This is a genomic window from Staphylococcus sp. HMSC65H10 (assembly GCF_001839185.1).
Taxonomy (GTDB): domain Bacteria; phylum Bacillota; class Bacilli; order Staphylococcales; family Staphylococcaceae; genus Staphylococcus; species Staphylococcus simulans.
In genome coordinates this window covers 35,008-46,818 of the sequence record NZ_KV840320.1, presented here as the reverse complement: position 1 = coordinate 46,818, position 11,811 = coordinate 35,008, and the positions used below count along the sequence as shown (strand labels likewise).

11 protein-coding genes are annotated in these 11,811 nt (G+C 34.4%); 10 read left to right on the top strand and 1 reads right to left on the bottom strand.

Features of this window, described 5'->3' with window-relative positions; genetic code table 11:
* Window positions 1-36: 36 nt before the first annotated feature.
* Window positions 37-288 carry a 30S ribosomal protein S20 gene (gene rpsT, locus HMPREF3270_RS03255; RefSeq protein ID WP_002481081.1) on the bottom strand — a complete coding sequence of 84 codons (252 nt, stop codon included), beginning with the start codon at window positions 286-288 and terminating at the stop codon, window positions 37-39.
* 265 nt (window positions 289-553) lie between these two features.
* Between rpsT and lepA the strand changes: the two genes are divergently transcribed.
* The 10 genes from lepA to rpsU all read left to right on the top strand — a co-directional run bounded on the left by lepA (window position 554) and on the right by rpsU (window position 11,787).
* Entirely contained in the window at window positions 554-2,377 is a 1,824-nt protein-coding gene (gene lepA, locus HMPREF3270_RS03250) for a translation elongation factor 4 (RefSeq protein ID WP_002481079.1), read from the top strand.
* A 68-nt stretch (window positions 2,378-2,445) separates the two neighbouring features.
* Window positions 2,446-3,567 carry a radical SAM family heme chaperone HemW gene (gene hemW / locus HMPREF3270_RS03245; RefSeq protein WP_070848379.1) on the top strand — a complete coding sequence of 374 codons (1,122 nt, stop codon included), beginning with the start codon at window positions 2,446-2,448 and terminating at the stop codon, window positions 3,565-3,567.
* A gap of 96 nt (window positions 3,568-3,663) precedes the next feature.
* Window positions 3,664-4,623: a heat-inducible transcriptional repressor HrcA gene (hrcA, locus tag HMPREF3270_RS03240; protein WP_070848380.1), complete on the top strand. Its 960-nt coding sequence runs from the start codon at window positions 3,664-3,666 to the stop codon at window positions 4,621-4,623.
* A gap of 26 nt (window positions 4,624-4,649) precedes the next feature.
* Window positions 4,650-5,240, top strand: a complete 591-nt coding sequence (gene grpE, locus HMPREF3270_RS03235; protein WP_070848381.1) for a nucleotide exchange factor GrpE — start codon at window positions 4,650-4,652, stop codon at window positions 5,238-5,240.
* Window positions 5,241-5,290: 50 nt separating this feature from the next.
* Window positions 5,291-7,126: a molecular chaperone DnaK gene (gene dnaK, locus HMPREF3270_RS03230; protein ID WP_002481075.1), complete on the top strand. Its 1,836-nt coding sequence runs from the start codon at window positions 5,291-5,293 to the stop codon at window positions 7,124-7,126.
* Between the two features lie 170 nt (window positions 7,127-7,296).
* On the top strand, window positions 7,297-8,430 hold the full coding sequence (dnaJ, locus tag HMPREF3270_RS03225; RefSeq protein WP_070848382.1) for a molecular chaperone DnaJ: 1,134 nt from the start codon (window positions 7,297-7,299) through the stop codon (window positions 8,428-8,430).
* 5 nt (window positions 8,431-8,435) lie between these two features.
* Window positions 8,436-9,374 carry a 50S ribosomal protein L11 methyltransferase gene (gene prmA / locus HMPREF3270_RS03220; RefSeq protein ID WP_070848383.1) on the top strand — a complete coding sequence of 313 codons (939 nt, stop codon included), beginning with the start codon at window positions 8,436-8,438 and terminating at the stop codon, window positions 9,372-9,374.
* A gap of 1 nt (window position 9,375) precedes the next feature.
* Window positions 9,376-10,128, top strand: a complete 753-nt coding sequence (locus HMPREF3270_RS03215) for a 16S rRNA (uracil(1498)-N(3))-methyltransferase (protein ID WP_023015134.1) — start codon at window positions 9,376-9,378, stop codon at window positions 10,126-10,128.
* Between the two features lie 5 nt (window positions 10,129-10,133).
* Window positions 10,134-11,480, top strand: a complete 1,347-nt coding sequence (gene mtaB, locus HMPREF3270_RS03210; protein WP_002481071.1) for a tRNA (N(6)-L-threonylcarbamoyladenosine(37)-C(2))-methylthiotransferase MtaB — start codon at window positions 10,134-10,136, stop codon at window positions 11,478-11,480.
* 130 nt (window positions 11,481-11,610) lie between these two features.
* Window positions 11,611-11,787 carry a 30S ribosomal protein S21 gene (rpsU, locus tag HMPREF3270_RS03205; protein ID WP_000048060.1) on the top strand — a complete coding sequence of 59 codons (177 nt, stop codon included), beginning with the start codon at window positions 11,611-11,613 and terminating at the stop codon, window positions 11,785-11,787.
* Window positions 11,788-11,811 lie beyond the last annotated feature (24 nt).

Genomic DNA, 11,811 nt, shown 5'->3' with positions numbered 1-11,811 from the left:
TAGAAGTCAGAACATTTATGTCCCGACCCCTTTTCATTATTTAGCTGCAACCATTAATTTTGATTTAATGCGGTCAGCTTTATTTGAGTGAATTAAGTTAGCTTGAGAAGCTTTGTCGACTTTTTTCACAGCGATACGTACTAATTCATTTTTGTTTTCAGCGTTTTCAGCGATAGCTGTTTTCGCACGTTTAACTGCAGTACGCATAGCATTTTTTTGAGAAATGTTTTGTGCTTCAGCTTTGTTAGTTGTTTTAACACGTTTAATAGCAGATTTAATATTTGGCATTGAATGTCACCTCCTAAAAGTGATCTATGATCATCAAATAAATATTTGATTACAACAAGAAACATTTTATCAAATGTACTATTAAACTGCAATCATTTATTTTCAATGAGGCTTTTAACAAGCGATGATTTACAGTAAAATAGAGTCTGTCAGTAAAATGTACATGAAATTGCCATTAGTTGCAATTATGGGGCAAACACGTTATTATATCAAAGAATATCATACATAATGCTCTATTTGAATATTATGAAAGTGAGTAGATAGAATGAATAATGAAGAACGGTTAAACCGACAAGAAAATATTAGAAACTTTTCTATCATTGCCCATATTGACCATGGAAAGTCAACGTTGGCTGATAGAATTTTAGAAAACACTAAAAGTGTTGAAACACGAGAAATGCAGTCACAATTATTAGATTCAATGGATTTAGAAAGAGAACGCGGTATCACTATTAAGTTGAATGCGGTTAGATTAAAATACGAAGCTAAAGATGGTAAGAATTATATTTTCCACTTAATTGATACACCAGGGCATGTCGATTTTACTTATGAAGTTTCTCGTTCTTTAGCAGCATGTGAAGGGGCTATTTTAGTTGTAGATGCTGCACAAGGTATCGAAGCACAAACCCTGGCAAACGTATACCTTGCACTTGATAATGACTTAGAATTACTTCCTGTAGTGAATAAGATTGATTTACCAGCTGCAGATCCTGAACGTGTTAAACAAGAAATTGAAGATGTTATTGGTTTAGATCAAGATGATGTTGTTTTAGCAAGTGCTAAATCTAATATTGGTATTGAAGAAATATTAGAAAAAATCGTTGAAGTCGTACCACCACCAGAAGGGGATCCTTCTGAACCATTAAAAGCATTAATTTTCGACTCTGAATATGATGCTTATAGAGGTGTTATTTCTTCAATTCGAATTATGGATGGCGTAGTTAAAGCAGGGGACAAAATCAAAATGATGGCGACTGGTAAAGAATTCGAGGTAACCGAAGTTGGTATTAACACACCTAAACAACTTCCAGTCGAAGAACTAACTGTTGGAGATGTTGGCTACATCATCGCAAGCATCAAAAATGTGGATGATTCACGTGTAGGGGATACTATCACGCATGCAGAACGCCCAGCAGCACAACCATTAAAAGGTTATAAAAAAATGAATCCAATGGTGTTCTGTGGTTTATTCCCAATTGATAATAAAAAATATAATGATTTAAGAGAAGCCTTAGAAAAATTACAGCTGAATGATTCATCACTAGAATTCGAACCTGAGACTTCTCAAGCTTTAGGCTTTGGTTTCCGTACAGGATTCTTAGGCATGCTGCATATGGAAATTATTCAGGAACGTATCGAACGAGAATTTGGAATCGAATTAATAGCGACAGCTCCATCTGTAATTTATGAATGTATTCTAAAAAATGGTGAGAAAAAAATCGTTGATAATCCAGCACAAATGCCTGAGAGAGATCAAATTGATGAAATTTACGAGCCTTACGTTAGAGCAACAATGATGGTACCGAATGATTATGTAGGTGCTGTTATGGAATTATGCCAACGTAAGCGTGGACAATTTATCAATATGGACTATTTAGATGATATTCGTGTCAATATTATTTATGAAATTCCACTTTCAGAAGTAGTATTTGATTTCTTCGACCAACTTAAATCAAATACAAAAGGCTATGCTTCATTTGATTATGAACTTATCGGCTATAAAGAAAGTGATTTAGTTAAAATGGATATCTTATTAAACGGCGAAAAAGTAGATGCTTTAAGTTTTATTGTTCATAAAGAATTTGCATATGAACGCGGTAAAGCGCTTGTTGAAAGATTAAAAACATTAATCCCTAGACAACAATTCGAAGTACCCGTACAAGCTGCAGTTGGCCATAAAATCATTGCCCGTACAAATATTAAATCAATGGGTAAAAATGTACTTGCGAAATGTTATGGTGGAGATATCAGCCGTAAACGTAAATTATTAGAAAAGCAAAAAGCAGGTAAAGCAAAAATGAAAGCAGTAGGTAATGTTGAAATACCTCAAGACGCTTTCTTAGCAGTATTAAAAATGGATGAAGATTAATAATAAGGTTGGGACTCTAATGTCCCAGCTTTTTATTTTGAATTTTGTCCTAAAAGCGAGGCGAAAATATGAAAGTTAAAAGTGCATATATTCATATTCCATTTTGTGTCAGAATTTGTACTTACTGTGATTTCAATAAATACTTTATACAAAATCAACCATTTGATGAGTATTTAGATTGCTTAATTGAAGAATTTAAAACAGCTGACAATCGCACATTAAAAACAATGTTTGTAGGAGGAGGCACACCTACAGCGTTAAATGAGTCACAATTAGAGCGTTTGTTAAAAGCTATCAATGAGCACTTTACTATTTCAGGAGAATATACTTTTGAAGCAAATCCAGATGAACTTACACCATCAAAGATTAAACTTTTAAAAGACTACGGCGTCAATCGCATTTCAATGGGTGTTCAAACATTTGACCAAGATTTATTAAAAGTACTTGGGCGTACACATAATACGGCAGATATATACAATGCTGTCGAGCTCGCTAATCAATACCAGATTAACTCTATCAGTCTTGATTTGATGTATCATCTTCCTGGTCAAACACTTAAACAATTTGAAGACAGTTTAGATATTGCGTTATCAATGGATATTAATCATATCTCAAGTTACGGTCTAATTCTTGAACCTAAAACTCAATTTTATAATTTATATAGAAAAGGAAAGTTAAAACTTCCAAACGAAGATGTAGGGGAAGAAATGTATGAGTTATTACTTGATAAAATTAATCAATCTTCAATGCATCAATATGAAATTTCGAATTTTGGTCAACCTGGTCATGAATCTGAACACAACAAAGTGTATTGGATGAACGAAGGTTATTATGGCTTCGGAGCAGGTGCCAGTGGATACGTTCATGGAATAAGGTACTCAAATGTCAATCCTGTTAATCACTATATTAAGAAGATTAGAAACGGCGAACGTCCTATTTTACATCAAACCACACCCACTCATCGCGAACAAATGGAAGAACAGATGTTTTTAGGTTTAAGAATGAATCAAGGGGTAAATAAATCTGTGTTCAATCATAAATTCAATGAAAACATTGATCAAATCTATGCTGAGGCACTTACTGACCTAAGTAAAAAGGGCTTAATTATTAATGACAATAACGCTGTTAAATTGACTGATCGAGGTAAAGTTATTGGCAATGAAGTCTTTGAAGCATTCTTATTAGATTAATTTTAAGAGGTCAAGGCTTTAACATTGACTTACTTTGACCAATTTGATAAATTATAATTAGCACTTGGAAGAAGAGAGTGCTAATGAGGTGGAAACATGATTACAGATAGACAATTGAGCATTTTAAATGCCATTGTTGAAGATTATGTGGATTATGGTCTACCTGTCGGTTCTAAAACAATTATTGAGAGACATAATGTTGATGTGAGTCCAGCTACTATAAGAAATGAAATGAAACAATTAGAATCATTTGGTTTAGTAGAAAAATCTCATGCATCATCAGGAAGGTCACCTTCATTAAAAGGTTTTAGATACTATGTAGACCAACTGTTGGAAAATACTTCTCCTCTAAAAGAAACGAATAACCAACGTTTAAATAAACTGTTAATGGAATATAATTTTAATTTATCTGCTGCGCTAAGTGTGTATGCGAATGAATTGTCATTATTTACACAGTATACTACGTTGGTAATGAAACCAAATCAATCAAAAGATTTGATCAGCGATGTTCATTTGTTTAACGCAACCGCTAATTTGGTTATTATGGTAATTGTGTTCGAAACAGGAAATGTTGAACATATTCAATTAGCAGTAGACGAAAAGATTTCTAAAACGCGTTTAATTCAAATAGCGAATTACATCAAAGAACTTTATAACAATAAAAGTTTTGTTGATGAAGCAATGGAACATTCGAGCGACATCACAACAATTCATCAATTAACAGATTTACTTTATCAAAGAGTTAATGATAGCAAGAAAGACATCTACCTTGGTGGTAAATCAAATTTAATTGATACATTGAATGAGCAGAATGTGAATTCAATACAACAAATTCTTCAATATTTAGAGTCCAATAAGATATTGAAACTGTTCGAAAAAGATAATCATTCTGGAATCGATGTTAAAATAGGAAAAGAAATTGATAATGACCTAGAGGACATCTCAATTGTGATGAGTGATTATCATATTGATGAACATCTTAAAGGACACATAGCTGTTATTGGACCGACCGCTATGCGTTATCAAAATGTAATTCAATTACTATATAAAATATAGTTTTGAAATGTATTGGAGGACAGAAAATGACAGAAAAAGATCAATCAGTTAACAATGAAGAAGTTGCTGAGAACGAAGATGCAACTGTAAATTCAAATACTGAAGAAGATACTCAATCAACTGAGAATACCGAAAACGTTCAAAATGGTTCTGAAGAGAATCAAGAAGAGAATGAAATCCAACAACTAAAAGATGAGTTAAAAGAACAAGAAGAAAAATATTTACGTCTGTATGCAGAGTTTGAAAACTATAAGAGACGTATTCAAAAAGAAAATCAAACATTAAAAACATATCAAGCTCAAAGTGTTTTAACGGATATCTTGCCGACTATTGATAACATTGAACGTGCGTTACAAATAGAAGGTGAAGACGAATCATTTAAATCTCTGCAAAAAGGGGTACAAATGGTTTATGAAAGCTTATTACGCGCACTAGAAGAAAACGGCCTTGAGAAAATAGAAGCTTTAGGACAACAATTTGATCCAAACTTCCATCAAGCTGTTATGCAAGATAGTGATGATTCATATGAATCAGGCGAAGTTACACAAGAGCTTCAAACTGGTTATAAATTGAAGGATCGTGTATTACGCCCTTCAATGGTTAAAGTAAATCAATAAATATAACTGATGAAATATACAACAAATGTTATTAGGAGGAATTATTAGTTATGGGTAAAATTATCGGAATTGACTTAGGTACAACAAATTCATGCGTGTCTGTTTTAGAAGGCGACGAACCAAAAGTAATCCAAAATCCAGAAGGTGCACGTACAACACCATCTGTTGTAGCTTTCAAAAATGGTGAAACTCAAGTAGGTGAAGTTGCTAAACGACAAGCGATCACAAACCCTAATACTATTCAATCAATCAAACGTGAAATGGGTACAGACCACAAAGTAGACGTTGATGGAAAATCATACACTCCACAAGAGATTTCTGCAATGATTCTTCAAAACTTAAAAAGTACTGCAGAAAGCTATCTAGGAGATAAAGTAGATAAAGCAGTTATTACTGTTCCAGCTTACTTCAATGACGCTGAACGTCAAGCTACTAAAGATGCTGGTAAAATTGCTGGTTTAGAAGTTGAACGTATTATCAACGAACCAACTGCAGCAGCTTTAGCTTACGGTTTAGATAAAACTGATCAAGACGAAAAAGTGTTAGTATTCGACCTTGGTGGCGGTACTTTCGACGTTTCAATCCTTGAATTAGGCGATGGCGTGTTCGAAGTATTATCAACAGCAGGTGACAACAAACTTGGTGGTGACGACTTTGACCAAGTAATCATTGACTACCTAGTTTCAGAATTCAAAAAAGAAAATGGCATTGATTTATCACAAGATAAAATGGCATTACAACGTTTGAAAGATGCAGCTGAAAAAGCTAAAAAAGACTTATCTGGTGTATCACAAACTCAAATTTCATTACCATTCATCTCTGCAGGAGAAAGTGGTCCATTACACTTAGAATTAACTCTAACTCGTTCTAAATTCGAAGAACTTTCAGATGATTTAGTTCGTCGTACAATGGAACCTACTCGTCAAGCACTAAAAGATGCTGGCTTAACAAGCAAAGATATCGATGAAGTAATCCTTGTTGGTGGTTCTACTCGTATTCCAGCTGTTCAAGAAGCAGTTAAAAAAGAAATCGGCAAAGAACCAAACAAAAGTGTTAACCCTGATGAAGTTGTAGCTATGGGTGCAGCTATCCAAGGTGGCGTTATCTCTGGTGATGTTAAAGATGTTGTATTATTAGACGTTACACCATTATCATTAGGTATCGAAATTATGGGTGGTCGTATGAACACATTAATCGAACGTAACACTACTATCCCAACATCAAAATCACAAGTTTATTCAACAGCAGCAGATAACCAACCAGCAGTAGACATTCACGTATTACAAGGTGAACGTCCAATGGCTTCAGATAACAAAACATTAGGACGCTTCTCATTAACTGATATTCCACCAGCTCCACGTGGTGTACCACAAATCGAAGTAACATTTGATATCGATAAAAACGGTATTGTAAACGTTACTGCTAAAGACTTAGGTACAAACAAAGAGCAAAATATCACAATCGAATCAAGCTCTGCACTTTCAGATGATGAAATCGATCAAATGGTTAAAGATGCTGAACAAAACGCAGAAGCAGATAAAAAACGTCGTGAAGAAAGTGACTTACGTAACGAAGCTGACAGCTTAGTATTCCAAGTTGAAAAAACATTAAAAGACTTAGCTGACAATATCGGCGAAGACGATAAAAAACAAGCTGAAGACAAAAAAGAAGAATTGAAAAAAGCACTTGAAGGCGACGATTTAGAAGATATCAAAGCTAAAAAAGAAGAACTTGAAAAAGTCGTTCAAGATTTATCAATGAAAGTTTACCAACAAGCACAACAAGCTCAAGAACAACAACAAGGTGGAGATGCTTCTAACAACAGTGATGTTGAAGATGCTGATTTCACTGAAGTTAAAGACGACGACAACAAAGATAATAAATAAGTGCATGCTTTCTCAAAAGAGCAGCTTTAACTAAATAAAGAAAAAAGCGGCTTCTTAAAAATTTAAGTCAAAGTCAATTGTACATTGGCTTTGACTTTTTATTATTTAACCAACTATACTTTAAAAGGTATAATGATTCTAAACTAGCAGAAAGATAAGGAGAGATTACAGTGGCAAAAAGAGACTATTATGAAGTCTTAGGTGTCAGTAAAGATGCGTCAAAGGACGAGATAAAAAAAGCCTACCGTAAATTATCCAAAAAATATCACCCAGATATTAATAAAGAAGAAGACGCAGATGAAAAGTTCAAAGAAATTACTGAAGCTTATGAAGTGCTAAGTGATGAGAATAAACGCGCAAATTATGATCAATTTGGTCATAACGGACCACAAGGCGGCTTTGGCGGCCAAGGATTCGGCGGTCAAGACTTCAGTGGCTTCGGAGGTGGTTTCGAGGACATATTCAGTACGTTCTTCGGAGGCGGTGGTGCACAACGTGATCCAAATGCACCACGTAAAGGGGACGACTTACAATACACTATGACTATTTCATTCGAAGAAGCAGTCTTTGGTGCTGAAAAAGAAATTTCAATTCGTAAGGAAGTAAAATGTGAAACTTGTGACGGCTCAGGTGCAAAACCAGGTTCTAAAAAGAAAACGTGTCACTATTGTAATGGAGCAGGACACGTATCTGTAGAACAAAATACAATACTTGGTCGTGTAAGAACTGAAAAAGTTTGTCCAGTATGTAATGGTACAGGTGAAGAAATTGAAGAACCATGCCCAACTTGTCACGGTAAAGGCACACAAACTAAAAACGTTAAAATCAAAGTCAAAGTACCAAAAGGTGTAGACACTGATCAACAAATTCGTTTAGCCGGTGAAGGCGCTCCAGGACATAACGGTGGACCACAAGGTGACTTATATGTTGTATTCAGAGTTAAACCATCTGATAAATTCATCCGTGAAGGTGATGATATCTTCTATAACTTGAAAATCAGCTTCCCACAAGCAGCTCTAGGTGATGAAGTTAAAGTGCCTACATTAGATGGTGAAGTTATTTTAACAGTTCCAGAAGGTACTCAAGACGGAAAACAATTCCGTATGAAAGAAAAAGGTGTTAAAAACGTTCATGGCTATGGATATGGTGACTTGTTTGTGAACATTAATGTGGTGACTCCAACTAAATTAAGTGAAAAACAAAAATCATTAATGCGAGAATTTGCGGAACTTAGCGGTGAAGAAATTGAAGAACAACCTTCTAATTTCAAAGAACGCGCACGTAGATTCTTTAAAGGAGAATAACAATAATGAACTGGGTGGAACTTTCAATTGTAGTAAATCATGAAGCACAAGATGCAAGTACAAACATTTTAGAAGACTTGGGTTCAAACGGTGTAGTGATAGAAGACTCAGAAGATTTAAAAGGAAACTTAGAGGATAAATTTGGCGAAATATATGAATTGAATCCTAGTGATTATCCTGAACGTGGTGTAAGAATTAAAGCATATTTCAACGAATTAGAATACTCAGATGAACTAAAAGAAGATATTTTAAGTGCTATCAAGAAGATTGATACTTTAAACGAAAATATGTTTAGCTATTCTGAACAATCACTTCAAGAACAAGATTGGGAGAATGAGTGGAAAAATTATTTCCATCCATTCAGAGCTTCAGAACGCTTTACTATTGTGCCAAGTTGGGAAGAATATGATAAAGAAAATAATGAAGAATTATGTATTGAACTAGATCCAGGTATGGCTTTTGGTACAGGAGATCATCCTACAACTAGCATGTGTTTAAAAGCGATTGAAACATATGTAAAACCAGAACATACTGTGATTGACGTTGGTACTGGATCAGGTATCTTAAGTATTGCTTGCTCATTATTAGGTGTTAAGCGTATCAAAGCTTTAGATCTGGATGAACTAGCTATAAAAGTAGCAAAAGAAAATTTCATAAAAAATGCTTGTGCTGATTCAATTGAAACAACAACCGGTAATTTATTACAAGGCGAAACAGATAAATATGATATTGTAATCGCAAATATATTGGCGCATATTATTGAAGAAATGATAGATGACGCTTATAATACTCTAAATGAAGATGGTTTATTTATAACATCTGGTATTATTGAAGAGAAAAGCAATGAAATTATAGAACATATGAAGCGTACTGGTTTTAATATCATTTCAATTAATCACGACAACGGTTGGGTTTGTATCGTTGGAGAGAAAGAGAGCAAATAATATGCAAAGATATTTTATAAATCAAAACGCTGATGAAAGTCAGCGTTTTTTTATTACTGACAAAGACGATATACATCACATTTCAAATGTCATGCGTCGTCAAGTCGGGGCTAAAATTATCGTAACCTTCGAGGACTTAAAGGTTTATCTCTGTGAGATTACAGCTATAAATAATGAAGGCGTTGAATTTAAATTATTAGAAGAACAACCAAATGATACTGAATTACCTATTGAAGTAACAATTTGCAGTGGATTGATTAAAGCAGATAAATATGAGTGGTTGCTGCAAAAATCTACGGAATTAGGTGCTTCTCACTTTATTGCAGTACAAATGGATCGTTCTGTTGTAAAACTAAATCAAAGTAAAGCAGATAAAAAATTGACACGATGGAATAAAATTGTCAAAGAAGCAGCTGAACAAAGTTATCGTCTTGTAATCCCAACTATTGAATTTGTATCGAATTTAAAGAAAGTATATGTTAATATAGATAAATATGATTATGTACTAATCGCTTATGAAGATGCAGCAAAAGAGGGCGAGATGAGTGAGTTTAAACGCGCACTCGAACAATTCAGCAAAGGAGATCGTGTATTAATTATTTTTGGACCAGAAGGCGGTTTAAGTCCTGATGAAATTGAAATGTTCAAAAATAATAGTTACATAGTCGGCCTAGGTCATCGAATCTTGAGAGCAGAGACGGCTCCGCTTTATGCGCTTAGTGCAATTAGTTATGAAAAAGAATTAATGGGGTGAAATAAATGTCAACAGTAGCTTTTCATACTTTAGGTTGTAAAGTAAACCATTATGAAACTGAAGCAATTTGGCAATTATTTAAAGATGCCGGCTATGATCGAGTTGAATTTGATACAAATGCCGATGTCTTTGTTATAAATACATGTACAGTTACAAATACAGGAGATAAGAAGAGTAGACAAGTCATCCGACGTGCTATCAGAAAAAATCCAGATGCAGTCGTTTGTGTTACAGGATGTTATGCACAAACATCGTCAGCAGAAATCATGGATATCCCTGGAGTAGACGTTGTAGTCGGTACACAGGATAGAACGAAGTTGTTAGGTTATATTGAAGAGTTCAAAGCTGAACGTCAACCAATTAACGGTGTAGGCAATATCATGAAAAATCGTACATATGAAGAATTAGATGTACCATATTTCACTGATAGAACACGTGCTTCTTTAAAAATCCAAGAAGGTTGCAACAACTTCTGTACTTTCTGTATTATTCCATGGGCACGTGGTTTAATGCGTTCAAGAGATCCTGAGAAAGTAGTAGAACAAGCAACAACATTAGTAAATTCTGGTTATAAAGAAATTGTGTTGACTGGTATTCATACAGGTGGTTACGGTCAAGACTTGAAAGATTATAACCTAGCACAATTATTACGTGATTTAGAATCAGTAGATGGATTAGAAAGAATTCGTATTTCATCAATCGAAGCTAGTCAATTAACTGATGAAGTCATTGATGTAATCAAAAATTCAAATAAAGTCGTACGTCACTTACACGTGCCATTACAATCTGGTTCAGATACAGTATTAAAACGCATGAGACGTAAATATTCAATGGCACACTTCTCAGAACGATTGATGAAGTTACATGATGCTTTACCAGGTTTAGCAGTCACTAGTGACGTGATTGTAGGATTCCCAGGTGAAACTGAGGAAGAATTCCAAGAAACATATGACTTTATTTTAGATCATCACTTCTCAGAATTACACGTTTTCCCATATTCAGCTCGAACAGGGACACCAGCTGCTAGAATGGATGATCAAATTGATGAAAGTGTAAAAAATGAACGTGTTCATAAACTAATTGAATTAAGTAACCAATTAGCGAAAGAATATGCTTCTCACTTTGATCAAAAAGTATTAGAAGTAATTCCAGAAGAGCACGGTGAAAAACCAGGTACATTAGTGGGTTATGCAGATAACTACATGAAAGTTGAATTTGAAGGCGATGATTCGCTTATCGGAGAACTTGTACGTGTGAAAATCACAGAAGCAGGTTATCCTTTAAATAAAGGTTATGTTACTCGTGTGATTGATCATGCAACAAATAGCAGTGAATTTACAGCTATTGTGTAAGGTTCAAAAAATTAATTATTCTAATTGACCGCATCAACCACATATATTATAATTAGCATTGCATGGTTTATAAAAAACTATGCAAACGAATTTTAAAGTTCCGTTGTTATTTGGAGGGAGGGAAATACAGATGTCTAAAACAGTAGTCCGTAAAAACGAATCACTTGAAGATGCATTACGCCGTTTCAAACGCTCAGTTTCTAAAAGCGGTACAATTCAAGAAGTACGTAAACGTGAATTTTACGAAAAACCAAGTGTTAAACGTAAAAAGAAATCAGAAGCTGCACGTAAACGTAAATTCAAATAATTATTAAGTCTGTTGACTCCCTCA